We start from the raw sequence: 25,701 nt of genomic DNA, 5'->3' as shown, positions 1-25,701 counted from the left end.
CGGTCCCCGCGACATCCCTCGACACCACGACATCACGACGAAAGGCTGCCCGTGCCGTCTGAGAACACCGGAACCGCACAGATCGGCGTCACCGGACTGGCGGTGATGGGGTCCAACCTGGCCCGCAACTTCGCCCACCACGGCTACACCGTCGCCCTGCACAACCGGTCGATCGCCAAGACCGACGCGCTGCTCGAGCAGCACGGGTCCGAGGGGAAGTTCGTCCGCAGCGAGACCATCGAGGAGTTCCTCGACGCGCTGGAGAAGCCGCGGCGCGTCATCATCATGGTCAAGGCCGGCGACCCCACCGACGCGGTGATCAACGAGCTCGCCGACGCGATGGAGCCCGGCGACATCATCATCGACGGCGGCAACGCGCTCTACACCGACACCATCCGCCGTGAGAAGGCCATCCGCGAGCGCGGCCTGCACTTCGTCGGCGCCGGCATCTCCGGCGGCGAGGAGGGCGCGCTCAACGGCCCGTCGATCATGCCCGGCGGCCCCAAGGAGTCCTACGAGTCGCTCGGCCCGCTGCTGGAGGAGATCTCCGCGCACGTCGACGGCGTGCCCTGCTGCACCCACATCGGCCCCGACGGTGCCGGGCACTTCGTGAAGATGGTGCACAACGGCATCGAGTACTCCGACATGCAGCTCATCGGCGAGGCCTACCAGCTGCTGCGCGACGGCCTCGGCAAGAGTGCCGGCGAGATCGCCGACGTCTTCGACGAGTGGAACAAGGGCGACCTGGACAGCTTCCTGGTCGAGATCACCGCCAAGGTGCTGCGGCAGAACGACGAGAAGACCGGCAAGCCGCTGGTCGACGTCATCCTCGACGAGGCCGAGCAGAAGGGCACCGGCCGCTGGACGGTGAAGTCCGCGCTCGACCTGGGCGTGCCCGTGACCGGCATCGCCGAGGCGGTGTTCGCCCGCGCGCTGTCGGGGTCGGTGGCCCAGCGCCAGGCCACCACCGGGTTGGCGTCCGGCGACCTCGGCGCCAAGCCCGACGACGCCGAGCGGTTCACCGAGGACATCCGGCAGGCGCTGTACGCGTCGAAGATCATCGCCTACGCCCAGGGCTTCAACCAGATCCAGGCCGGCAGCTCCGAATACGACTGGAACATCGCGCCCGGCGACATGGCGCGGATCTGGCGCGGCGGCTGCATCATCCGGGCCAAGTTCCTCAACCGGATCACCGAGGCGTTCGACGAGAACGCCGACCTGCCGACGCTGATCGTGGCGCCGTACTTCCGCGACGCCATCGAGGCGGCCATCGACAGCTGGCGCCGCGTCGTGGTGACCGCGACCGAGCTGGGCATCCCGATCCCGGGCTTCTCCTCGGCGCTGTCCTACTACGACGGCCTGCGCACCGAGCGGCTGCCCGCGGCGCTCACCCAGGGTCTGCGCGACTTCTTCGGCGCGCACACCTACGGCCGCATCGACACCGACCGCGACAAGCGCTTCCACACGCTGTGGAGCGGCGATCACACCGAGGTGGAGGCCTGAGGCGAGGAGTGTGCTGCTGTGAGATTCCTTGAGGGACACCACCCGCCCTACGACCTGACCTACAACGACGTCTTCGTCGTCCCCGGACGGTCGAACGTCACCTCCCGCTTCGACGTCGACCTGTCCACCGTCGACGGCACCGGCACCACCATCCCGGTGGTGGTCGCCAACATGACCGCGGTCGCCGGGCGCCGGATGGCCGAGACGGTGGCGCGCCGCGGCGGGATCGTCGTGCTGCCACAGGACCTGCCGATCAGCGCGGTCGCGGCGACCGTCGACTTCGTCAAGAGCCGCGACCTCGTCGTCGACACCCCGGTGGTGCTCTCACCGGACGACTCGGTGTCCGACGCCACCGCGCTCATCCACAAGCGGGCGCACGGCGCCGCGGTGGTCGTGGACGGCGACCGGCCGGTGGGCCTGGTGACCGAGGCGTCCTGCACCGGGGTGGACCGCTTCGCCCGGGTCCGCGACGTCGCGCTCACCGACTTCGTCACCGCGCCCGTCGGCACCGATCCGCGCGAGGTGTTCGACCGGCTCGAGCACGCGCCGGTCGACGTGGCCGTGCTCACCAAGCCCGACGGCACGCTCGCCGGCGTCCTGACCCGGCTCGGCGCGGTGCGCGCCGGCATCTACGCCCCGGCCGTCGACGCCTCCGGACGGCTGCGGATCGCCGCCGCCGTCGGTATCAACGGCGACGTGGCCACGAAGGCCCGCGCGCTGGCCGAGGCGGGCGCCGACGTGCTCGTCGTCGACACCGCGCACGGGCACCAGGAGAAGATGCTCGACGCCATCAAGGCCGTCGCGTCGCTCGACCTCGGGCTGCCGCTCGCCGCGGGCAACGTGGTGTCGGCCGAGGGCACGCGGGACCTGATCAGCGCGGGCGCGTCGATCGTCAAGGTCGGCGTCGGTCCCGGCGCCATGTGCACCACCCGCATGATGACCGGCGTGGGCCGGCCGCAGTTCTCCGCCGTCGTCGAATGCAGCGCCGCCGCACGGCAACTCGGCGCGCACGTGTGGGCCGACGGCGGCGTCCGGCACCCCCGCGACGTCGCGCTGGCGCTGGCGGCGGGCGCGTCGAACGTCATGATCGGGTCGTGGTTCGCGGGCACCTACGAGTCCCCCGGCGACCTGCTCTACGACCGTGACGGCCTGGTGTACAAGGAGAGCTACGGCATGGCGTCCAAGCGCGCCGTCGCCGCCCGCACCGCGTCGGACGGGCAGTTCGACCGTGCCCGCAAGGCCCTGTTCGAGGAGGGCATCTCCTCGTCGCGGATGAGCGTCGATCCGGCCCGCGGCGGCGTCGAGGACCTGCTCGACCACATCACGTCCGGCGTGCGCAGCACCTGCACCTACGTCGGCGCGGCGAACCTGCGCGAACTGCACGACGAAGTCATTCTGGGCGTGCAGTCGGCGGCGGGGTTCGCCGAGGGACATCCGCTTCCCACCGGGTGGTGACCGGGACCGTCCGCCGGTGCCGTGCCGACCGCGGGGGCGCGTTTGACGTGCCGCGATTCGGCTAACATAGGGACACTTCCGTCTCCGACCGAAAGGGAACCCGTGCCGCAGGCACCCACCGTGACCCCGGGTGGTGAATGGGGCGCCGGTAGTGGTCAGCAGCCCCCCGTCGAGTCGCCCACCGCCTCACCGGCCGACGCCGAACCCCTCAGTAGGAAGCCGGGCCCCGTGCCCGGCGCCCACCGGACGGGGATCGCGTGACCCTCACCGTCACCCTGCTGAGCGTCCTCGCGATCATCGCGCTGACGCTCGGCACGGCCGTGTTCGTCGCCGCGGAGTTCTCGCTCACCGCGCTCGAACGCAGCACCGTGGACACCAACGCCAAGAACGGCGGCCGCCGCGACGCCATGGTGCAGAAGGCGCACCGCACGCTGTCGTTCCAGCTGTCCGGTGCCCAGCTCGGCATCTCCATCACGACGCTGGCCACCGGCTACCTCGCCGAGCCCGTCGTGGCGCGCCTGCTGCACGCCCCGCTGACCGCGGTCGGGGTGCCCGACACCATGGTCGACGGCGTGGCCCTGGTGCTCGCCCTGGTCATCGCCACGTCGCTGTCCATGGTGTTCGGCGAGCTGGTGCCGAAGAACCTCGCCGTCGCCAAGCCCTCGGAGACGGCGCGTTTCGCGGCGCCGTTCCAGTGGTGGTTCTCCAAGCTGCTCACCTACGCCATCAACGTCACCAACGGCACGGCGAACTGGATCCTGCGCCGGCTCGGCATCGAACCCGCCGAGGAGCTGCGCTCGGCGCGCTCACCGCAGGAGTTGGTGTCGCTGGTCCGCAACTCCAAGCAGAGCGGCTCGCTGGACGCCGGCACCGCCGACCTGGTCGACCGCTCGCTGAAGTTCGGCGAGCGCACCGCCGAGGAACTCATGACGCCGCGCTCCAAGGTCGAGGCGCTGGCCGCCGACGACACCGTCGCCGACCTGCTCCTCAAGGCCATGGACACCGGGTACTCGCGGTTCCCCATCGTCGAGGGCGATCTCGACGAGACCATCGGCATCGTGCACGTCAAGCAGGTGTTCACGGTGCCGGTCGCCGACCGTCCGCGCACCCGGTTGGCCGGGCTCGCCCTGCCGGTGGCGACCGTGCCGTCGACGTTGGACGGCGACGCGGTGATGACCGAGATCCGCGCCAACGGACTGCAGACCGCGCTGGTGGTCGACGAATACGGCGGCACCGCGGGCATGGTGACCGTCGAGGACCTCATCGAGGAGATCGTGGGCGACGTCCGCGACGAGCACGACGACGCGACGCCCGACGTGGTCGAGTCGCGTGACGGCTGGCAGGTGTCCGGGCTGCTGCGCATCGACGAGGTGGACACCGAGACGCCGTTCCGCCCCGCCGAGGGCGACTACGAGACCATCGGCGGGCTGGTGCTGCAGGAACTCGGGCACATCCCCGAGCCGGGCGAGACCGTCGAACTCACCGAGTTCGACCCGGACGGGCCGCTCGACGACCCGGTGCGCTGGCAGGCCACCGTGCTGCAGATGGACGGCCGGCGCATCGACCTGCTGGAGCTGGTGAAGCTCGGCCGCCGCGCCGACGACGATGCAAGCGACCCGGGCGGGTCCGGGACTCCCGAGCCGAGCGACGCCGGCGGCCGCGCCGACGAGGCGGGTGACGCCTGATGGGCGGCGACGTCTTCGGCGTGCTGCTGACCGCGGTGCTGCTGGCCCTCAACGCGTTCTTCGTCGGCTCGGAGTTCGCGCTGATCTCCGCGCGCCGCGACCGCCTCGAGGCGCTCGCCGAGCAGGGCAAGAAGAGCGCCGTCACGGTGATCAAGGCCGGTGAGCGGCTGTCGCTCATGCTCGCCGGCGCCCAGCTCGGCATCACGCTGTGTTCGATCCTGCTCGGCCGCGTCGGCGAGCCCGCCGTGGCGCACCTGCTGGAGAAGCCGTTCGGCGCGCTGGGCATCCCGGACTCGGTGCTGCACACCGTGTCGTTCCTCATCGCGCTCGGCGTCGTGGTGACGCTGCACGTGCTGCTCGGCGAGATGGTGCCCAAGAACATCGCCATCGCCGGTCCGGAGTCGGCGGCGATGCTGCTCATCCCGGTGTACCTGGTGTACATCCGGCTCGCGCGGCCGTTCATCGCCTTCTACAACTGGTGCGCCAACACGACGCTGCGTGCGCTGCGCGTGGAACCCAAGGACGAACTCGACGTCACCGTGTCGACGGTCGAGCTGTCCGAGATGATCGCCGAATCGCTGTCGGAGGGTCTGCTCGACCCCGAGGAGCACGGCCGCCTCACTCGCGCGCTGCAGATCCGCACCCGGGTCGTCGACGACGTCGCCATCCCGCTCGCTCAGATCCGGGCGGTGCCGATGGCAGCGCCCGGCCGCGGCCCCACGGTCGCGGCGATCGAGGAGGCGCTCGCCGAGACCGGCTACTCCCGGTTCCCGGTCAGCGACGCCTCCGGCGCCTACACCGGCTACGTGCACATCAAGGACGTGCTGTCGCTGATCAACGACCCGGCGGCCGTCGTCGACGCGGACCTCGTGCGTGCGCTGCCGACGGTGCCGTCCTCCCAGCCGCTGCCCGTGGCGCTGTCCCGGCTGCGGCGCGACAACAGCCATCTCGCGCTGGTCACCACCGACGGGCGGGTCACCGCGATGGTGGCGCTCGAGGACCTCGTCGAGGATCTGGTGGGGACGGTGCGCGACGGGACGCACCGTGTCTGACCTGGTGGCGTCCGGGGTGCTGTCCGAGCCGGAGTGGACCGCACGCGAGCAGCGGCACGTCGCGCGGGCCGACCGCTTCGTGCTGCCCCACCAGGAGCGTGCGGCCCGCGACGAGGCCCATCCGGTGTGGGACTTCCTGTTCACCTACTACAGCCTGCGCCCGCGCCAGCTGCGCCGCTGGCATCCCGGCTACGGGATGCGCCTCGCCGGCGCCGCGGCCGGGCGGTTCGCCGCCCGCACCGGCTACGCGGCGGCCGACGACGGCACCGTCGGCGTCGACGTCGCCTACCTCCGGGGTCGGCGCGAGACCGTCGCGTTCGTCGCGGAGCTGCTGCGCGCCACGGCCGGGCGGGCCCCGCGGCTCAACTGCTTCGGGCTGCACGAGTGGGCCATGGTCTACCGCACGCCCGAGGTGCGCCACGGTCAGGTGCCGCTGCGGCTCGGCCCGTCCGGCACCGACGCCGTCGTGGAGTCGATGCCGTTGCGCTGCAGCCACTTCGACGCCTACCGCTTCTTCACCGAGGCGGCCGCGCCACGCAACGCGACGGCGCTCACCCGCGCCGGGCAGATCGCCAGCGAGCAACCCGGGTGCGTGCACGCCGCGATGGACCTCTACAAGTGGGCCTACAAGCTCGGTCCGCTCGTCGACGGCGAACTCCTGCTCGACTGCCTGGACCTCGCCGGCGCCGCCCGGGAGATCGACATGCGGGCGAGCCCATACGACCTCACCGCGTTCGGGTTCGCGCCCATCGCCGTCGAGACGCCGGCGGGGAGAGCGACCTACGTCCGGGCGCAGCAGGACCTCGCCGACCGCGCCGCCCCGCTGCGGTCCGCGCTGGCCGCGCGGTGTGACCTGCTGCTCACCGCCATCGACGGTGACGTGGTCGGGACGCGTCCGGGGTTGGCCACCGTTACCCACGGGTAAGCTTGATCGACCGTTTTCGAAGGAGAACCATGACTGATCGCGTGACCGTCGGCAATCTGCGGGTCGCCAAGGTGCTGTACGACTTCATCACCCGCGAGGCGCTGCCCGGCACCGGCCTGGACGAGGACAGCTTCTGGGCCGGCGTCGACAAGGTGGTCACCGATCTGGCTCCGAAGAACCAGGACCTGCTGGCCCGCCGCGACGACCTGCAGGCGCAGATCGACAAGTGGCACCGGCAGCGCGTCCTCGACTCGGTCGACGACGCCAAGTTCCGCGAGGACTACAAGACCTTCCTGACCGACATCGGCTACCTGCTGCCCGAGCCGGAGGACTTCACGATCACGACGTCCGGCGTGGACGACGAGATCACCCGCACCGCCGGTCCCCAGCTGGTGGTGCCGATCCTCAACGCCCGGTTCGCGCTCAACGCGGCGAATGCGCGGTGGGGTTCGCTGTACGACGCGCTGTACGGCACCGACGTCATCCCGGAGAGCGACGGCGCCGAGAAGGGCACCAGCTACAACCGGGTGCGCGGCGACAAGGTGATCGCCTACGCCCGCACCTTCCTCGACGAGGCCGTGCCGCTCGCGTCGGGCTCCTGGTCCGACATCACCGCCGTCACCGTCGACGCCTCCTCCTCGCCCGCCACGGTCGTCGTCGCACGCGGTGACGGCGAGACCACCGGGCTGGCCGACACGGCCGCCTTCACCGGCTACCTGGGCGAGCCGGACGCGCCGACGTCGGTGCTGCTGGCCCACAACGGCCTGCACGTCGAGATCCTCATCGACCCGGAGTCCCCCATCGGCAAGACCGACCGGGCCGGCATCAAGGACGTCGTGCTGGAGTCCGCGATCACCACGATCATGGACTTCGAGGACTCCGTCGCGGCGGTCGACGCCGAGGACAAGGTGCTCGGCTACCGGAACTGGCTGGGCCTCAACCGCGGTGACCTGTCCGAGGAGGTCGCCAAGGGCGGCGAGACGTTCACCCGCGTGCTGAACGACGACCGCACCTACACCGCCCCCGACGGCGGAGAGGTGACGCTGCCGGGGCGCAGCCTGCTGTTCGTCCGCAACGTCGGCCACCTGATGACCAACGACGCCATCGTCATGGGCGACGACGACGCCGAGGTGCCCGAGGGCATCCAGGACGCGCTGTTCACCGGCCTCATCGCCATGCACGGGCTCAAGGAGAGCGACGACAACGGGCCGCACGCCAACAGCCGGACCGGGTCGGTCTACATCGTGAAGCCCAAGATGCACGGCCCCGACGAAGTCGCGTTCACCTGCGAGCTGTTCAGCCGCGTCGAGGACGTCCTCGGCCTCCCCGAGGCCACCCTCAAGGTCGGCATCATGGACGAGGAGCGACGCACCACGCTGAACCTCAAGGCGTGCATCAAGGCCGCGGCCGACCGCGTCGTCTTCATCAACACCGGCTTCCTGGACCGCACCGGCGACGAGATCCACACGTCGATGGAGGCCGGCCCGATGATCCGCAAGGGCGCCATGAAGTCGACCGCCTGGATCAAGGCGTACGAGGATGCGAACGTCGACATCGGCCTGGAGACCGGGCTGAGTGGTCGCGCACAGATCGGCAAGGGCATGTGGGCCATGACCGAGTTGATGGCGGACATGGTCGAGCAGAAGATCGGTCAGCCGAAGGCCGGCGCCACCACGGCGTGGGTGCCCTCGCCGACCGCCGCGACCCTGCACGCCATGCACTATCACCAGGTCGACGTGTTCGCGGTGCAGCAGGAACTCGCGGGCACGCGACGCGGCACCGTCGACGACCTGCTGACCATCCCGGTGGCGAAGGAACTCGCCTGGGCGCCCGAGGAGATCCGCGAGGAACTCGACAACAACTGCCAGTCGATCCTCGGCTACGTGGTGCGCTGGGTGGACGCCGGCGTCGGTTGCTCCAAGGTGCCCGACATCCACGACGTGGCGCTGATGGAGGACCGCGCGACGCTGCGCATCTCGAGCCAGTTGCTCGCGAACTGGTTGCGGCACGGCGTGATCACCGAGGACGACGTGAAGGCGAGCCTGCGCCGGATGGCGGCCGTGGTCGACGAGCAGAACGCCAAGGACGCCAGCTACCTGCCGATGGCACCGGACCCCGAGGCCAGCGTCGCGTTCGAGGCGGCCCAGGAACTCATCCTCGCGGGCGCGGCGCAGCCCAACGGCTACACCGAGCCGATCCTGCATCGCCGCCGCCGGGAGTTCAAGGCGCGTCACGCCGGGCAGTGACTAGACTGCCGACGAACCGGATGACGAGCCACTGCGGCACGGCCGAGTGACCGACGAGCGCGAGGAGGACGGGGTCTAGGGATGGGCAGGCACAGCGTTCCCGATCCCGACGACTCCGACGATCGCCGTCCGGATCCCGAACCGGGGTTCGGCGGCGACGCGTCCGGCGACACCGGGTCGATCACCGGGCGTCATGGCGAATCCGAGGCGCCGACAACCGGTTTCGGCGTGGAGCCCGACACTGCGGCGGACGAGCCGGAACAGGACGTGCCGTGGTTCGAGCGGCCGACACTGGAACCGGACGACCCGGACCAGGCGGGCTACGGCGACGAACCGGACTACCGTGACGAACCGGACTACCGCGACGATGCCTACTGGCAGGCCGAACGCGACGCCCGCTACGACGACGCTGCTGACGACGCCGTCGACGCCGGGCCGGTCGACCCCGGCCGCGCCGCGGGCCCCGAGGCCCGAATACCGGCCGACGCCGACGAGTCGCCGACCACGGCGTTCGCCGCGACGCCGCCGCGGCCGCCGGCCGGACCGCAACACACCGGCTCCTGGGACGGCGGCGAGTGGACCGGCAGCCACCGGGCCGTGCAGCCGGCGCGCCGCGGCGTCAGCGTCGGCGTGATCGTCGCGCTCGTCACCGTCGTCGTCGTGGTCGGCGGCATCATCGCGTGGCGCTTCTTCGGCGATGCGCTGTCCAACCGCTCGCAGGTGTCGGCGGCCCGGTGCGTCGAGGGCGAGGTGGCCGTCGCGGTGGTCGCCGACCCGTCCATCGCCGACCAGGTCCGCACGCTGGCCGACCAGTACAACCAGAACGCCGCCCCGGTCGGAGACAAGTGCGTCAAGGTGGGCGTCACGCCCGCCGGGTCCGACCGGGTGCTCGACGGCTTCGCGGGCACGTGGCCCGGCGACCTCGGCGGCCGCCCCGCGCTGTGGATCCCGGCGAGTTCGCTCTCGGAGTCCCGGCTGGAGGCGGCGTCCGGCGCGCAGACGGTCAGCGACAGCCGGTCCCTGGTCACCTCACCGGTGATGCTCGCCGTGCGCCCCGAACTGAAGACCGCCCTCGGTCAGCAGACCTGGGCGAACCTGCCCGGACTGCAAGCGAACCCGACGGGCCTGGACGGGCTGAACCTGCCCGGCTGGGGCAACCTGCGCCTGGCGCTGCCCCGCACCGGCGACGCCGATGCCTCCGCGCTGGCCGCCGAGGCCGCCGCCATCGGCACCGCGCCGGCCGGTGCGCCCGCCACCGCGGGCGCCTCGGCGATCAGCACGCTCGTCGGCCGTCAACCCCAGCTCGCCGACGCCGACGCCGGCACGGCGATGGACGCGCTGCTCTCCAACGGCGACCCGGCCACCTCACCGGTGCATGCGGTGGCCGCCACCGAGCAGCAACTCGTGGCCCGGGCCGCGTCCTCGCCGGAGGCGAAGGACCGCCTCGCCGCCTGGCTGCCCGCGGGCGGCGCGGCGATCGCCGACTACCCCACCGTGCTGCTGTCGGGTGACTGGCTGGCTCAAGAACAGGTCGGCGCCGCCAGCGAGTTCGCCCGCTTCCTGCGCAAGCCCGAGGCGCTCGCCGACCTCGCCGAGGCCGGCTTCCGCGCCGACGGCACCACGCCGCCGGACAGCGACGTCACCGACTACGGTGCACTGCCCGCGCCGGTCGCCGTCGGCGATGCGGCCACCCGGGCGACGCTGGCCGACGCCGTCGCCTCCCCCGCCGCGAACCCGGCCGTGACGATCATGCTCGACCAGTCGATGAACACCGAGGAGGGCGGCCGCAGCCGGCTCGCCAACGTGACCGCCGCGCTCGCCGACCGGCTCGCCGCGCTGCCGCCGACCGCCGCCGTGGGGCTGTGGACGTTCGACGGCGTCGCCGGCCGCTCGGAGGTGCCGCTGGGACCGCTGGGCGATCCCGTCGGCGGCACTCCGCGCTCGGAGGCGCTGGCCGGCAACCTGCGCGGGCAGACCGCCTCGGGTGGCGGCGCGGTGTCGTTCACCACGCTGCGTCTGCTGTACACCGAGGCCAACGCCAATTACCGCGAGGGACAACCGAACTCGGTGCTGGTGCTCACCGCAGGACCGCACACCGACCAGTCCCTGGACGGCGCGGGCCTCCAAGACTACGTCCGCTCGGCGTTCCAGCAGGCGCGCCCCGTCGCGATCAACGTCGTCGACTTCGGCGCCGACCCGGACCGGTCGTCGTGGGAGTCGGTCAGCCAGATCACCGGTGGCACGTACACCAACGTCGCCGACTCCACCGCGCCCGACCTGCAGACCGCGCTGACCGCAGCCCTGGGCTGATCCCGCCGCCGCGCCGGTCCGGCGCGGCGGCGCAGCAACATCAGGCGAGCCGAATCAGGCGAACGCCTCCACCGGCGGGCAGGAGCACACCAGATTGCGGTCGCCGTACGCGCTGTCGATGCGGCGCACCGGCGGCCACACCTTGGGCCGGAACGCCTTGCCGAGCGGGTAGGCGGCCTGCTCCCGGGTGTAGGGGTGGTTCCACTCGTCGGTCAGCAGCGCCGACGCGGTGTGCGGGGCGCCGCGCAGCGGGTTGTCGTCGACCGGCCACTCCCCGGACCCGACCCGGTCGATCTCGGCGCGGATCGCGATCATCGCCTCGCAGAAGGCGTCGACCTCGGCCAGGCTCTCGCTCTCGGTGGGCTCCACCATCAGCGTCCCGGCGACCGGGAAGCTCATCGTGGGTGCGTGGAAACCGAAGTCGGCCAACCGCTTCGCCACGTCGTCGACCGTGACGCCGGTGCTCTTGGTGATGGGCCGCAGGTCGAGGATGCACTCGTGCGCCACCATGCCGTTCTCCCCGGTGTAGAGCACCGGGTAGTACTCGTCGAGGCGGCGGGCGACGTAGTTGGCCGAGGCGATCGCGGTCAGCGTCGCCGCCCGCAACCCGGGCGCGCCCATCATCCGGACGTACATCCACGTGATCGGCAGGATGGACGCCGACCCGTAGGGCGCCGCCGACACCGTGTAGTCGTCGCCGAGTTCGTCGGCGAGCGGGTGCCCGGGCAGGTACGGCGCCAGGTGGCTGCGCACCGCCACCGGACCCACGCCCGGACCGCCGCCGCCGTGCGGGATGCAGAACGTCTTGTGCAGGTTCAGGTGGCTGACGTCGCCGCCGAACCGTCCCGGCCGCGCCAGACCGACGAGCGCGTTGAGGTTCGCCCCGTCGACGTACACCTGGCCGCCGACGTCGTGCACGGCCGCGCAGAATTCGGCGACGTCCTGCTCGTACACGCCGTGGGTGGACGGGTAGGTGATCATCAGCGCGGCGATCGCGTCGCCGTGCTCGGTCACCTTGGCGCGCAGGTCGTCGAGGTCGACGTCGCCGTTGTCCCGGCACGCGACCACGACCACGCGCATGCCCGCCAGCGCCGCCGACGCCGCGTTGGTGCCGTGCGCGCTGGACGGGATGAGGCAGATGTTGCGCTGCTCCTCGCCACGCGCCAGGTGGTAGGCCTGGATGGCCAGCAGTCCGGCGTACTCGCCCTGCGAGCCGGCGTTCGGCTGCAGCGAGACCGCGTCGTACCCGGTCAGTCCGGTCAGCCAGTCCTGCAGGTCGGCGATCATCCGGCGCAGGCCGGGGGTGTCCTGCTCCGGCGCGAAGGGATGCTGGCGGGAGAACTCGGGCCAGGTGATCGGTTCCATCTCGGCGGCCGCGTTGAGCTTCATCGTGCAGGACCCCAGCGGGATCATGCTGCGGTCCAGGGCGATGTCCTTGTCGGCGAGCGACCGCAGGTAGCGCATCATCTCGGTCTCGGTGCGGTACCGCGTGAACGCCGGATGGGTGAGGAACGCCGAGGTGCGGGTGTGGATCGACGGCCCGTCCCAGGCCTGCCCGCCACGCTCGGCACCGAACGCGGCGAGCACCAGCTCGACGTGCTCGGCGGTCGTGGCCTCGTCGCACGCCACCGACACGTGGTCGGCGTCGACGACCCACACGTTGACGTTGCGCTCCTTGGCGGCGGCCCGGACGGCCTCGGCCCGGCCCGGCACCCGCGCGGTCACGGTGTCGAAGAACGCATCGTGCACCACCTCGACGCCCGCGGAGCGCAGCCCCGTCGCGACGCCCAACGCGTTGCCGTGCACCCGGTGGGCGATGGCGCGCAGGCCGTCGGCGCCGTGGTAGCTGGCGTACATGGCCGCGATGACGGCCAGCAGCACCTGCGCGGTGCAGATGTTGCTGGTGGCCTTGTCCCGTCGGATGTGCTGCTCGCGGGTCTGCAGCGCCAGGCGGTAGGCCGGCGAGCCGTCGGCGTCCACCGACACCCCGACGAGGCGGCCGGGCAGCTGACGGGCGTGCTTGGCGTGCACCGCCAGGTAGCCGGCGTGCGGGCCACCGAAGCCCATGGGCACGCCGAAGCGCTGAGTGGTGCCGAACGCGACGTCGGCGCCGATCTCACCGGGCGGAGTGATCAGCGTGCAGGCCAGCAGGTCCGCGCCGACGGCGACCAGCGCGCCCCGCTCGTGGGCCTGTTCGACCAGCGCGCTCCAGTCGGTGACGCGGCCGCTGGCGCCCGGCAGCTGGACGACGACGCCGAAGAACTCGCCCTCGGGCAGGCCCTGGGTGAGGTCGGCGGTGACGACCTCGATGCCGAGCGGCTTGGCGCGCGTCTCGATGACCGCGGCGGTCTGCCGGTACAGGTCGGCGTCCACGGCGATGCGGTTCTTCGACCCCTTGACCGCGCGGTGCATCAGCGTCATCGCCTCGGCCGCGGCCGTGCCCTCGTCGAGCATCGACGCATTGGCGACCTCGAGGCCGGTCAGGTCCTCGACCATGGTCTGGAAGTTGAGCAGCGCCTCGAGCCGGCCCTGGCTGATCTCCGGCTGGTACGGCGTGTACGCGGTGTACCAGGACGGGTTCTCGAGGATGTTGCGACGCAGCACCGGCGGGGTCAGCGTGTCGAAGTAGCCCTGGCCGATCATCGAGACGGCCACGGTGTTGGAGTCGGCCAGCGCCCGCAGCTCGGCGAGCGCCTGCTCCTCGGTGGCCGGCGGCGGCAGCTGGTCCAGGCCCGGTGCGACGCCGTCGGCGGACAGCGCGTCGAGGATGCCGGCGGGCAGGGCCTTCTCGGCGAGCCTGCTCAGCGAATCGACGCCGATGACGCCCAGCATGGTCGCCACCGCGTCGGCGTCGGGGCCGATGTGACGGTCGGCGAAGCGGGGCAGGTAGTGCTCGTTGGCGGGGTGGGGCTGGCTACCGGACACGTGGGCCTCATTTCGACAGGGCTGGTGGAACCGCTCGCGGTCCTCCCCCTCTGTCGTCCACCCGTGACCGGGCGCCTGAGAGATTCGGCGGCCCGGGTCGCCCCGCGCGCCTTTCCCCATGGGCGGGTGCGTCGACGCACCGCTTTCCAGAGGCACCGTGGCCCGCGCGGTCCTTGGGCCTGAGAGGTTGACGGAGAGGTGTTGCTCCTTCGGCGTCCGCCGCTGGCAGCGGCGGAACTCTCCCGCGCGGGGAATCGATGCGCCGCCAGTCTACCCGCCGGTCACCCGCCGTTCGCGCCGGCGGCTGCCGACCCGGCCGGACCCGACCTGCTGTGGCCCTATCCGATCTTGCGGTCGCGGTGCTTGCGACGGGAGGCCAGCTCGTCCTCCGGGGCCGCGATCGACTCGCCGCCGTCGGCGCGTTCGCCGGGGAACTCGGAGATCGCGCCGGTCAGCTCGCGCATCGCGCCGGAGACGGCGATGCCGAACACGCCCTGGCCGCCCTGCAGGAGGTCGACGACCTCCTCGGCCGACGTGCACTCGTAGACGGTGGTGCCGTCGGAGAACAGCGTGATGTTCGCCAGGTCCTGCACGCCCCGCTGCCGCAGGTGGTCCACGGCGACGCGGATGTTGTGCAGCGAGATGCCGGTGTCGAGCAGCCGCTTCACGATCTTGAGGACCAGGATGTCCTTGAAGGAGTACAGCCGCTGGCTACCGGAGCCGGCCGCGCTGCGGATGGAGGGGACCACCAGCGAGGTGCGCGCCCAGTAGTCCAGCTGGCGGTAGGTGATGCCGGCGATCTGGCAGGCGCTCGGACCGCGGTAGCCGACGAGTTCGTCGGGCACCGAATCGTCGGGGAACAGGCCGCCCTGGACGGGCTCGGCGACCGGTGCGGGACCGACCCGGGAGTCGGTGTCGGAGAGGTCCAACTGCCCTTGCCCTGACGTGTGCCGGTCCTCATCGCGTCCGCGGTCGCCCACTGCACATCCTCTCGCCGAATCGAACTCGCTTCGTGCGCCGTAGCCGTTGACGTAGCGCGTCTCGCGTCGAGCCCGAGTGTGTCGAGCATACGCTCTCGCGCCATCTCCGTGACTGGCTGAAGTCTGGTTCGAGTATGGCTGCCCGGCACCCGGAAAGACGAAACTCTCCCCGCGTGTCGAAACGTCCGCAGCGAAGTGAGACGCATCCGTGACCAACGCTCACGGAGGCCGGTCAGGTCGCCTTGAAGTCGTCCGGCGAGACGGAGTCCAGGAACTCCTTGAACTTCTCCACCTCGTCCTCGCGGACGGCGCCGGTGCTGCTCTCCTCGTCGCCCTCGTCGGGGATCAGCAGGCCGGCCTCGGCCAGCACCGCCTCCTCGACGTAGATGGGCACCCCGACCCGCAGCGCGATGGCCACCGAGTCCGACGGCCGCGCGGACACCGTGATGTCGCGGTCGAACACCAGGTCGGCGTAGAAGGTGCCCTCCTGCAGATCGACGATCCGCACTTCCTTGAGCGAGTGGCCGAGGGCGTTGATCAGATCGCGGATGAGGTCGTGGGTGAGCGGCCGCGCGGGCTCCACGCCCTGCTGCTCCAGCGCGATCGCGGTGGCCTCGGTCTGCCCGATCCAAATCGGTAGATACCGGTCGCCATTCGATTCGCGCAGCAACAGGACCGGTTGGTTCTGCGGCTGTTCGATGCGAATGCCGACTACGCGAACCTCGCCCATTGAGTCTGCCCTCCGCGGGTGGAAAATCGTCGTTTTCGAGTCTAGACCTCAGCGATCGAGAACGTCGCGCACCGCGGATTTGATCAGCGAGGTGTGCAACGTGATCGCCAGCGCCGCCACCTCGCGGGCCAGGTCGTCGGCGCGGTCGCGCGCCCCCTCGCGCCGGGCGCGCTCGACCGGACCGGCGATCTGGGCGATGAGGTCGGACTGCCGGTCGGCGGCCGAGCGGAACGCGCGCAGATGACGCGGCTCCACGCCGTACTCGCCGAGGGCCTTGGCGCACTGCGCGGTGACGACGGCGTACTCGTCGAAGAAGCCCGCGGGGCCCGGCTTGATGACGCCGGCCTTGACGAGCGACGCGAGCAGCGCCTCGTCGATGCCCGAGCGGGTCAGCAGGTCCTCGCGACTCAGCCGCACCGGCGTCGGCGCCACGGTGTCGGCGACCGCGTCGGCGGCACCGTCGGGCACCGTGGTGAGCCGCGGCGCGGCGTACGCCGAGCCGATCGACGGCAACTCACCGTCGGGATGCGCGTCGAGTTGGGCCTTGATGACCTTCAGCGGCAGGTAGTGATCCCGCTGCGCGGTCAGCACGAACCGCAGCCGCGCGCAGTCGTAGGCGGTGAACCGCCGGTAGCCCGCGCGCGTCCGTTCCGGCGTGACGAGCCCCTCGGCCTCCAAGAAGCGGATCTTGGAGATCGTCACGTCCGGGAAGTCGGGTCGCAGCAGGTCGAGGACCGCCCCGATCGACATCCCGGCGAGCGCGTGGCCGTCGGGGGCGGTCATTAGCCGGCCGTGGTGCCGTTGGCCGAGTCCGGGTCGTTCTTCGGGCCGGTCAGGAACACCAACCGGAACTTGCCGATCTGCACTTCGTCGCCGTTGGCCAGCACGGCCGAGTCCACCGGCTCGCGGTTGACGTAGGTGCCGTTGAGGCTGCCGACGTCGACGACCTGGAACTCGCCGCTCTCCAACCGGAACTCGGCGTGCCGGCGGCTGACGGTGACGTCGTCGAGGAAGATGTCGCTGTCGGGGTGCCGACCGGCCGACGTGGTGGCCTGGTCGAGCAGGAACCGCGAGCCCGCATTGGGGCCGCGCTTGACGACGAGCAACGCCGAACCGGTGGGTAGCCCCTCGACGCCGGAGACCGAACCATCGGTTCCCGAGGCGGCCGGGGCGTCCAGCTCGTTGAGGAAGTCGGCGCGGAAGACCGAGGTGGTCTCGACCGTCACCTCCTCCGACGAGTCGGCTCCCGATGTGGTGTCGTTATCCGTCACCCGCTGCTCCTCACTGGCTGCTGTGGCGATGTCTGGCTGACCGTCCGGCGCTGCGCACGGCCCTGCGGCGATCTCCTCGACCGTACCGCGCGGTGTGTGCCGGTGGGTCCACCACCGCCGGAAAAATCATTCGTCGAGAGTGGCACGGTACCCGTCGGCGTCGAGCAGTGCCGACAGGGCCTCCTCGAGACCGCCGCCGGTGACCTGCAGGTCGATCAGCCAGCCCGCGCCGTACGGGTCGGCGTTGACCTGCTCGGGCGCTTCGGTCAATTCCTCGTTGACGGCAACGACTTTCGCGGTGATCGGCGCGTACAGCTCGGACTGCGACTTGGTGGACTCGACGTTGCCGAACTCACCGCCCGCGGTGACCTCGTCGCCCACCGCGGGCAGGTCGACGAACACGACGTCACCGAGCGCGGACTGCGCGTAGTCGGTGATGCCGACCCGCACGGTGTCGTCACCCGTGACCCGGACCCACTCGTGGTCGGGGGTGAAGGACAGGTCGGACGGGATCTCGCTCACGGCGCTCCTAGTGGAAGTGGTCGGGCTGTCGCGGTCACTTGACCGGCTGAGCGTATTGGCGGGGTTTCGGTTGCCGCAAGGCGGTCACCTCGACCGTCTCCGCCTGCTGCACCGACATTGTGCCGCCGACCCGCTCGACGCTGTCCATCGCCCCACCCGGGATGTTCATCGCCGCCGCCAGCGTGGCCGGATCGCCAATGGCGACAACGGTATACGGCGGATTGACCGTGGTGCCGTCGACGACCAGCGCACCGGGCGGACCCACCACCCAGGTGTCGACGCCCACCCGTATCGCGGCGCCGCCGGCCGACCGGATCTCCATGGCCTCCGCGCCCGCCGCGCGCAGTTCGTTGACGACGTCGAGCATGGTCTCCGGCGCCACGCCCGGCGCCGTGTCGCCGATGGTCAGCGTCACCCCCGGACCGGTCGCGGCGACGGTGCCGATGAGGATCGACAGCGCGGCCAGCCGCGCGCGGGCGTTCTCGATCGCGGCCGCGTCGTCGCTGCCGGAGGCCTGCAGGGCGGCCAGCGTGCGCTGCAGATCGGCCACCTCGGTGTTGAGCGCGGCCTCCCGCTGCTGCAGCGAATCGAGCAGCACCAGCAGATCGGCCGGGCGGGCGGTCTCCAGCGCGTCGCCGGACTCGGTCTGGCGCACCTGGGTGGCGATCGCGATCCCCAGCACCAGGCACAGCAGGATGGCCAGCCCGCCGAACAGCACCTGCGAGCGGCCGCGGCGCACCACGCCGGCCAGCCCGGCGGGCTGCAGCCCGCCGATGGGGGCCGCGGTCGCGTCGTCGGGCAGCTCGTGCCTGCCGTGGTGCTCCGGCTGTTCGTGCGCGGGGTGGCGCTCGGCGTCGCTCACGGGTCAGGCCCCGAACAGCCGGCGCCGCAGGGCGGCGGCGTTGCCGAAGATGCGGATGCCGAGCACGACGATGATGGCCGTGGACAGCTGGGTGCCGACGCCGAGCTGGTCGCCGACGTAGACGATGATCGCCGCGACGAGCACGTTGAACACGAACGAGACGACGAACACCTTGGAGTCGAAGATCCGCTCCAGGTAGGCCCGCAGCCCGCCGAACACCGCGTCCAGCGCCGCCACGACGGCGATCGGCAGGTACGGCTGGATGGCCTCGGGCACGTCCGGGTGGAACACCAGCCCCAGGACGATGCCCACCACCAGGGCCGCGATGCCGATCACGTGGGTCCGTTCATCTGCTCGATTCCTCCTGCTGCTAACCCAGCGGCCGGGCGAAGGCGAGGTCGCGCACCGACCCCGCGCCGACGGACAGGTCGTCACTCGTGCTGACGTTGACCCCCACCCCGTAGGACGCCTCGAGCAGCCGTAGCCGCTGCAGCCCCGGGCTGCGGTCGAACACGTCCTGCATGGCATGCGGCGGGCCGATGGCGGTCACGACGTACGGGCTGCCGATCGGTTGATTGTCGACCAGGATGCCCCCGCCGGCCTGCCGGATGGTCACGTTCGGCCCAATGCGCACGCCGCCGACCGCGATCGCCTCGGCGCCGCCCGCCCACAGCCCGTTGACCACCAGCTGCAGGTCGCGGTCGAGCACCACCTGCCGGCTGCCGGCGACGCGCTGCTTCGAGACGTCGGACAGGTCGCGCGCCGGCCCGGGCTCGGTGGCGGTGACGGTGAGGCCCGGGCCGTGCACCGGCGTCTCGGCCGCCGCGAACTCGTCGTCGTCGAGCTGGCCGAGCAGGATGCGGCCCTGCTCGTCGCCGGCGAGCCGGCTGCGGCGCTCCCCCTCCACCTCGGCGGCCAGCGCGTCGCGGCGGCCCGCCAGCGACGTCGTCGCGGACTCCGCGGAGCGCACGCCGTCGGCCAGCACGTGCTGCGTCTCGCGGGTGGCCGGCGCGACGGAACGGGCCTGCGCGACCGCGGTCGCCAGCACGGCCGCCACCACCAGGCCCCCGGCCAGCTGCCACGCCCAGTCGGAACGCCGCCGGCCACGGCGCGCCCGGCGCTCGGTGGCGGCGGCGTAGCCGGGATCGAGGTGCTCGGACAGCAGCGACCGCAGCAGCGACGGCACCGGGATGAGCGTCGGGGCGTCGGCCTCGTGCGCGTTGCGGCCCGCCTCGGGGCTGTATCCCCCGAGCTGGCGGTCGTGGCCCGGCACCTAGCCGGCGTCCCGGACCGCCGCGGCCCCCGCGCGCGGCAGCACGCGCGCCACAATGCCGACCTGCAGCAGGTACAGCACGCCCGACCACAGGTACAGCGCGACACCCCAGATGACGAAGCCCCAGCCGCAGGCCAGGACGACGCGGCTCCACAGCGCGTCCCACTGGCCGAGAAGGACCAGCGGGAAGCCCGACATCAGCGCGAACGTGGCGGCCTTGCCGAGGTAGGTCACCGGCAGTGCGGCCAGACCGCGGCTGCGCAGCAGCGGCAGGGTGGCGGCGAGGACGGCGTCGCGTCCGATGAGCACGCCCACCAGCCACCACGGGACCAGGTGGGCCGCCGCGAACGACAGCGGCACGGCGAGCATGTAGATCCGGTCGACCGCCGGGTCGAGGAGCGCCCCGAGTCGCGAGGACTGGTTGGGCACCAGCCGCGCGATCTTGCCGTCGGCCCAGTCCGAGGCGCCGCTGAACATCAGCACCGCCACCGCGGGCCCGTAGGCGTGCGCCACCAGCAGCAGGTAGAGGAAGACCGGCACCAGCACCAGCCGCAGCACGCTCAGCACGTTGGGGATGGTGAGCACCCGGTCGCTGCGATCGGTGTGCGCTCCGCTGCCCTCCGGCGCTGCCATGCGCCAAACCTAGCGGAACACTCCCGGCAGGCTGAGCGCGGACATCGAGTCGTCCGACAGCGGGTTGTCGTGCACCATGTACGTCCACGTCGACGTGGGCCGCGCCAGCTTCGACAGGTCCAGGCCCGGCTCGTCGTCGAGCACGTTCGCGGTCTCGAAGGTCTGCTGGGCCGCCTCGATCGCGTCGGCGGCCAGCGAGGCGAACGCGTCGACGGCCATCCGGTGGAACTCGTCGAGCGGATTCTGCCTGCCGAGCGCCCGCAGGTGGATGCTCTCCCGGATGTCGGACAGGTAGGCCTGGTGGTCGGCCCAGCCGCGGTCCAGGTGGTACAGCATGATCTGCCGGCAGATCGTCTCGAGCCGCTCCTCGCCGACCGCCTCGACCAGCTCGGCGTAGCGCTCCGGGGAGCGCTCGGCGAGTTCGGTGCGCGCGGTGTCGGTGCGCAGCAGGGTCTCCCGGCGGTCGGAGAGGATGGCGCGCTGCTGGGCGACGAGCTGGTTGTACCGCCACGTCAGGGCGTGCACGTCGAGCAGCTTGCCCTCGGCGACGCGCTGCGCGTGGCCGAGCAGCTGGGCGGCCTTCTCGTGCACGATGCGCCCGTCCTCGTCGGTCTGCGTCGGCAGCTTCTGCGGCTCGAGGTTGGCGACGACGACGTCGTCCTCCCAACTGGCGAAGAACACCGACGAACCAGGGTCGCCCTGACGGCCCGCGCGGCCGCGCAGCTGGTTGTCCAGGCGCTCGGTGTGGTGCCGGCCGGTGCCGATGACGTGCAGCCCGCCCAGTGCCGCCACCTGATCCTTCTCTGCGGAGTGCTCCTTCACGTCGGAGCCGCCGAGGCGGATGTCGGTGCCGCGACCGGCCATCTGGGTGGACACGGTGACCGCGCCGAGCCTGCCGGCCTCGGCGATCACGGCGGCCTCCTCGGCGTCGTTCTTGGCGTTGAGCACCACCGCCGGAATGCCGGCCTTCACCAGGCGCTCGTGCAGTTCCTCGGATTCGGCGACGTCGCGGGTGCCGACGAGGATGGGCTGACGGGTCTCGTGCACGGCGGCGATGTGCTCGAGCACGGCAGCGTTGCGCGCGGCCGCGGTGATGTACACCCGGTCGTCGCCGTCCTCGCGCACGTTGGGCGTGTTCGGCGGGATCGGCGAGACGCCCAGCTTGTAGAACTGGCGCAGCTGCTCGCCCGCCGCCAGCGCGGTGCCGGTCATGCCGCACACCCGGGGGTAGCGGTTGATCAGCGCCTGCACGGTGATGGTGTCGAGCACCTCGCCGGTCTCGGTGGTCTCGATGCCCTCCTTGGCCTCGACGGCGGCCTGCAGGCCGTCGGGCCAGCGCTGCAGCGTCGCGATGCGGCCGCGGGACGCGTTGATCAGCTGCACCCGGTCGTCGCGCACGATGTAGTGCACGTCGCGCTGCAGCAGCACGTGGGCGTGCAGCGCCACGTTGATCTCGGTGAGCGTCGTGCTGACGTGCTCCTCGGAGTACAGGTCGATGCCGCCGAGGGCCTTCTCCAGCGCGCGGGCGCCCTCGTCGGTGAGGTGCACGTTGCGGCGGTCGGCGTCGGTGTCGTAGTAGGACCCGGCATCGCTGCGGCCGACGAGTTCGCCGACCAGGCGGATGATCTCCAGCCGCGGCGTCTCGCGGTGCGTGGTGCCGGCCAGCACCAGCGGCACCAGCGCCTCGTCGACGAGGACCGAGTCGGCCTCGTCGATCAGCGCGACGTCGGGCTGCGGCGAGACCAGGTCGGCGACGTCGGTGACGAGCTGGTCGCGCAGCACGTCGAAGCCGATCTCGTTGACCGACGCGTAGGTCACGTCGCACGCGTAGGCGGTGCGCCGCTCCTCGGGGGTCGATTCGGCGGTGATCCAGCCGACCGTCAGGCCCATCGCCTCCAGCAGCGGCCCCATCCACTCGGCGTCGCGGCGGGCGAGGTAGTCGTTGACCGAGATGACGTGCACGCTGCGGCCGGCGAGCGCGTACCCGGCGGCGGCGATCGCGCCGGCGAGCGTCTTGCCCTCGCCGGTGGCCATCTCGACGACGTCGCCGGCGAGCATGCGCAGCGCCCCGAGCAGCTGCACGTCGAACGGCCGCAGGCCCGTCGCGCGCTCGGACGCCTCCCGCGCGATCGCCAGGAACTGCGGGATGTCCGACGACTCGGCCAGGTCGCCGAGTTCCAGCAGCGTCGCGGCCTTGCGCAGCTGCTCGTCGTCGAGCGCCTTGGCCTTCTCGTCGTAGTCACCCGACGCCGTCACCTGGCTCATCGACTGAGCGGCGTTCTTGTCGGTGCTCGCGCCGAGCATCTTCCAGAAGCGGGTGCTCAGGCGGCCGGTGCCGCGGGTCTTCGTCTTGCCTTCGATCTTCGAGGCTGTCTTCGCCACGCGTTCACGGTACGCGGCCCGGCCGGTACGGCACGCACGCCACTCACGGGGCGAAGTCGACCGCCAGCCAGTCCGCCCGCGGCACGAAGCCGAGCCGCCGGTAGAGCGCGCCCGCCACCGGGTTGGCCACGTCGGTGAACAGGACGACGTCGGCGGCTCCCGCGGCACGCGCCTGCTGGGCCGCCGCCGCGGTGACCGCCGAGGCGTACCCGTGGCCGCGGTGCGCGCCGGGGGTGTAGACCGGGCCGATCCGCGCCACCCCGGCGGCGGGGCGGCGGACCATCGCCAGGCTGACCGGCATCCCGTCGCGCAGCCACAGCACGAAGCGGGATCCGGCCGTCCGCTGGGCCGTGACGAAACCGTGGGCCGGCACGCCGGGAACGCCGAACGTCTCGGCGAAGAAGCGGCCGGACCAGTCGGCGAGCAGCTCCCCGTCACCGGCGTCGCCTGCGCGCGCCCGGCCCGCGACCCCCGCCGGCGCGGCGAGGTCGCCGAGCACGTGCAATCGCTCCTCGGTGCGTCCGGCGACCGTCGCGCCCGTCCGCCGCACCCACGCCTGGGCGAGCGCCTCGGTGCCCGGGCGTGGGCCGCGCACGGCCGGCAGCCCGGGCGCGACGTCGGCGAGGACCGCCGCGACGGCTCCGGCGGCGTCGACGGGCAGGGCGCACACCAGCGGGTAGGGCGGCGTGCGCACCGCCGCGCCGATGACCCGCCCGCCGTCGCACACCGTGAGCAGCACCGCGTCGGCCGGGAGCTCGGGTGCGGCCAGCCCCGCGAGTTCGACGGTGTGCGCCACCGGGTCGCGCCGGTAGAACGGTTCGGCGAGGGCCCGGAATCGCGCCGCGTCGTGGGAGGTCACCTGCACCCGACCAGCCTGGCCGGTGACCTCCCGGGGCGCCGGGGAACCGGCCGACGCACCGCCGCGGCACGTTGCTCGGCGGCCGCGCGCGGCGGGCCGTGCGACCCGCCGTGACCGCTCGCGCCCTCGCCGAGCCCAATGCGTGAACGTGCGGGTACCTTGCCCTGCATGGAAACGTTCACCCCGACCTTGGACTGGTCCAGTGAGCTCCTGACGTCGCTGGTGTGGATTGCCAAGGGGTGGGTGATCGCGGCGATCGCCACGCTGGTGGTGTTGGTCCTCATCGGCAAGTTCACCGAGTGGGGTCGGCAGTTCTGGCGGATCACCGGCGCCTACTTCACCGGCCCGGGCGCGGTGCGGGTGTGGTTGTGGCTGGCCGTCATGCTGCTGTCGGTCATCACCGCCGTGCGACTGTCGGTGCTGTTCAGCTTCCAGGGCAACGACATGATGAGCAGTTTTCAGGCGGTCGCGGCCGGCCTGGGCAACGGCGAACAGGGCGTGCTGGACTCCGGCAAGGACGGCTTCTGGATGTCGATGGGCGTCTTCGCCCTGCTCGCCGTCCTGCACGTCGCGCGCATCATGGCAGACCTCTTCATCACCCAGCGCTTCATGCTCGCGTGGCGGTCGTGGCTCACCGACCGGCTCACCGGCGACTGGCTCGACGGCCGGGCCTACTACCGCGGCCGGTTCATCGACGACACCATCGACAACCCGGACCAGCGCATCCAGACCGACATCGACATCTTCACCGCGGGCGTCGGTCCCCTGCCCAACACGCCGAACAACACCTCGGCCGCGACGCTGCTCTTCGGCGCCATCAACGCGATCGCCTCGATGATTTCGTTCACCGCGATTCTGTGGAACCTATCGGGCACGTTGACGCTGCCGCTGGTGCACGTCGACGTGCCGAAGGCGATGTTCGCGATCCTCATCCTCTACGTGCTGGTGGCCAGCGTCATCGCGTTCTGGATCGGCAAGCCGATCATCTGGCTGTCGTTCGACAACGAGAAGTACAACGCCGCGTTCCGCTACGCGTTGATCCGGCTGCGCGACGCCTCGGAGGCGGTGGCCTTCTACCGCGGCGAGATCGCCGAGCGCGTGGGGCTGCGGGCGCGCTTCGCGCCGATCGTGACCAATTACAAGCGCTACGTTAACCGAATGATCGGGTTCTACGGCTGGAACCTGTCGATGGACCAGGCCATCGTGCTGCTGCCCTACCTGCTGCAGTTCCCGCGCTTCCTCGGCGGCGAGATCACCCTGGGCGCGATGAGCCAGTCGGCGTCGGCGTTCGGCAGCATCCAGGACGGTCTGTCCTTCTTCCGCAACGCCTACGACCAGTTCGCCGGCTATCGCGCGGCCATCATCCGTCTGCACGGCCTCGTCGTCGCCAACGAGGAGGCCCGCGAACTCCCCGAGGTCCATCTCGAGGGGTGCGGTGACGGCACCGTGCAACTCGACGACGTCGAGGTCCGCACCCCGGACGGTCGCCAGCTGCTCAAGCCGCTGGACCTGCGCCTGGACCCCGGCGACACGCTCGTCATCACCGGTCCGTCGGGCAGCGGCAAGACCACGCTGCTGCGCAGCCTCGGGCAGCTGTGGCCGTTCGCGTCCGGGTCGATGAAGTGTCCCGACGAGGACAACTCGACGCTGTTCCTGTCGCAGCTGCCCTACGTTCCGCTCGGCGACCTGCGCGCGGTGGTGTCCTACCCGTGCAAGGAGGGTGAGGTCACCGACGCCGAGATCGCCGACGTGCTGGCCAAGGTGGCGCTGCCGCACCTGATCGACCGGCTCGACGAGGTGGAGGACTGGGCCAAGGTGCTCTCCCCGGGCGAGCAGCAGCGCATCGCGTTCGCCCGCATCCTGCTGACCAAGCCGAAGGCCGTGTTCCTCGACGAGTCGACCTCCGCGCTCGACGAGGGCCTGGAGTTGACGCTCTACCGGTTGGTGCGCAGCGCGCTGCCGAACACGATCATGGTCAGCGTCAGCCACCGCAGCACCGTCGAGCAGCACCACGACAAGCAGTTGCACCTGCTCGGCGACGGCGAGTGGCGGCTGGGCCTCGTCGGGCAACCCGCCGGGCAGGCCTAA

General features: G+C 71.6%; 20 protein-coding genes and 1 riboswitch. Of the genes, 8 read left to right on the top strand and 12 right to left on the bottom strand.

The window, feature by feature from the left end; genetic code table 11:
• The first annotated feature begins 105 nt into the window (after positions 1 to 105).
• From gndA to FZ046_RS19870, 7 genes are all read left to right on the top strand, one after another.
• Complete coding sequence (gene gndA / locus FZ046_RS19900) at positions 106 to 1,503, top strand: NADP-dependent phosphogluconate dehydrogenase (RefSeq protein ID WP_246183075.1); 1,398 nt, start codon at positions 106 to 108, stop codon at positions 1,501 to 1,503.
• A gap of 18 nt (positions 1,504 to 1,521) precedes the next feature.
• Complete coding sequence (locus FZ046_RS19895; RefSeq protein ID WP_149484301.1) at positions 1,522 to 2,958, top strand: GuaB1 family IMP dehydrogenase-related protein; 1,437 nt, start codon at positions 1,522 to 1,524, stop codon at positions 2,956 to 2,958.
• A 257-nt stretch (positions 2,959 to 3,215) separates the two neighbouring features.
• Positions 3,216 to 4,643 (top strand): hemolysin family protein, encoded by a 1,428-nt coding sequence (locus tag FZ046_RS19890; protein WP_083298466.1) that lies wholly within the window; start codon positions 3,216 to 3,218, stop codon positions 4,641 to 4,643.
• Positions 4,643 to 5,695 (top strand): hemolysin family protein, encoded by a 1,053-nt coding sequence (locus FZ046_RS19885; RefSeq protein ID WP_070355178.1) that lies wholly within the window; start codon positions 4,643 to 4,645, stop codon positions 5,693 to 5,695. The genes FZ046_RS19890 and FZ046_RS19885 overlap by 1 nt, the downstream gene beginning before the upstream one ends.
• Positions 5,688 to 6,620, top strand: a complete 933-nt coding sequence (locus tag FZ046_RS19880) for a 3-methyladenine DNA glycosylase (protein ID WP_070355179.1) — start codon at positions 5,688 to 5,690, stop codon at positions 6,618 to 6,620. The genes FZ046_RS19885 and FZ046_RS19880 overlap by 8 nt, the downstream gene beginning before the upstream one ends.
• Positions 6,621 to 6,649: 29 nt before the next feature.
• A complete protein-coding gene (locus FZ046_RS19875; RefSeq protein WP_070355180.1) occupies positions 6,650 to 8,866 on the top strand; it encodes a malate synthase G in 2,217 nt (738 codons plus the stop codon).
• A gap of 81 nt (positions 8,867 to 8,947) precedes the next feature.
• Positions 8,948 to 11,176 carry a vWA domain-containing protein gene (locus FZ046_RS19870; RefSeq protein ID WP_070355181.1) on the top strand — a complete coding sequence of 743 codons (2,229 nt, stop codon included), beginning with the start codon at positions 8,948 to 8,950 and terminating at the stop codon, positions 11,174 to 11,176.
• A 54-nt stretch (positions 11,177 to 11,230) separates the two neighbouring features.
• Here FZ046_RS19870 and gcvP read toward each other — a convergent pair whose 3' ends face one another.
• From gcvP to FZ046_RS19810, 12 genes are all read right to left on the bottom strand, one after another.
• The gene (gene gcvP / locus FZ046_RS19865) at positions 11,231 to 14,101 is read right to left on the bottom strand and encodes an aminomethyl-transferring glycine dehydrogenase (RefSeq protein WP_070355182.1); all 2,871 of its coding nucleotides are present in this window, start codon (positions 14,099 to 14,101) and stop codon (positions 11,231 to 11,233) included.
• Between the two features lie 157 nt (positions 14,102 to 14,258).
• Positions 14,259 to 14,356: riboswitch (glycine riboswitch) on the bottom strand.
• Between the two features lie 83 nt (positions 14,357 to 14,439).
• Positions 14,440 to 15,081, bottom strand: a complete 642-nt coding sequence (locus FZ046_RS19860; RefSeq protein WP_099046025.1) for a MerR family transcriptional regulator — start codon at positions 15,079 to 15,081, stop codon at positions 14,440 to 14,442.
• Between the two features lie 232 nt (positions 15,082 to 15,313).
• Entirely contained in the window at positions 15,314 to 15,811 is a 498-nt protein-coding gene (locus tag FZ046_RS19855; protein WP_070355183.1) for a bifunctional nuclease family protein, read from the bottom strand.
• A gap of 48 nt (positions 15,812 to 15,859) precedes the next feature.
• Positions 15,860 to 16,594 carry a transcriptional regulator FtsR gene (gene ftsR / locus FZ046_RS19850; RefSeq protein WP_070355184.1) on the bottom strand — a complete coding sequence of 245 codons (735 nt, stop codon included), beginning with the start codon at positions 16,592 to 16,594 and terminating at the stop codon, positions 15,860 to 15,862.
• The gene (gene garA / locus FZ046_RS19845; protein WP_070355185.1) at positions 16,594 to 17,082 is read right to left on the bottom strand and encodes a glycogen accumulation regulator GarA; all 489 of its coding nucleotides are present in this window, start codon (positions 17,080 to 17,082) and stop codon (positions 16,594 to 16,596) included. The genes ftsR and garA overlap by 1 nt, the downstream gene beginning before the upstream one ends.
• A 126-nt stretch (positions 17,083 to 17,208) precedes the next feature.
• A complete protein-coding gene (gene gcvH / locus FZ046_RS19840) occupies positions 17,209 to 17,604 on the bottom strand; it encodes a glycine cleavage system protein GcvH (RefSeq protein ID WP_070355186.1) in 396 nt (131 codons plus the stop codon).
• A 34-nt stretch (positions 17,605 to 17,638) separates the two neighbouring features.
• Positions 17,639 to 18,466 carry a DUF881 domain-containing protein gene (locus FZ046_RS19835; protein ID WP_070355187.1) on the bottom strand — a complete coding sequence of 276 codons (828 nt, stop codon included), beginning with the start codon at positions 18,464 to 18,466 and terminating at the stop codon, positions 17,639 to 17,641.
• Positions 18,467 to 18,469: 3 nt separating this feature from the next.
• A complete protein-coding gene (locus tag FZ046_RS19830; protein WP_070355188.1) occupies positions 18,470 to 18,802 on the bottom strand; it encodes a small basic family protein in 333 nt (110 codons plus the stop codon).
• Positions 18,803 to 18,836: 34 nt separating this feature from the next.
• A complete protein-coding gene (locus tag FZ046_RS19825) occupies positions 18,837 to 19,739 on the bottom strand; it encodes a DUF881 domain-containing protein (protein ID WP_070355189.1) in 903 nt (300 codons plus the stop codon).
• Positions 19,740 to 20,372, bottom strand: coding sequence for a CDP-alcohol phosphatidyltransferase family protein (locus tag FZ046_RS19820; protein ID WP_070355190.1), 633 nt, complete (start codon positions 20,370 to 20,372; stop codon positions 19,740 to 19,742).
• A 9-nt stretch (positions 20,373 to 20,381) separates the two neighbouring features.
• Positions 20,382 to 22,676 carry an accessory Sec system translocase SecA2 gene (secA2, locus tag FZ046_RS19815; RefSeq protein WP_070355195.1) on the bottom strand — a complete coding sequence of 765 codons (2,295 nt, stop codon included), beginning with the start codon at positions 22,674 to 22,676 and terminating at the stop codon, positions 20,382 to 20,384.
• Positions 22,677 to 22,797: 121 nt separating this feature from the next.
• A complete protein-coding gene (locus tag FZ046_RS19810; protein WP_149484300.1) occupies positions 22,798 to 23,619 on the bottom strand; it encodes a GNAT family N-acetyltransferase in 822 nt (273 codons plus the stop codon).
• 162 nt (positions 23,620 to 23,781) lie between these two features.
• On the opposite strand from FZ046_RS19810, the gene FZ046_RS19805 reads away from it, so the two are divergent.
• Positions 23,782 to 25,701, top strand: coding sequence for an ABC transporter ATP-binding protein/permease (locus FZ046_RS19805; RefSeq protein ID WP_070355440.1), 1,920 nt, complete (start codon positions 23,782 to 23,784; stop codon positions 25,699 to 25,701).

The sequence above is a fragment of the Mycolicibacterium grossiae genome, assembly GCF_008329645.1.
Classification (GTDB): domain Bacteria; phylum Actinomycetota; class Actinomycetes; order Mycobacteriales; family Mycobacteriaceae; genus Mycobacterium; species Mycobacterium grossiae.
This window is presented reverse-complemented; position numbering and strand designations above follow the sequence as displayed.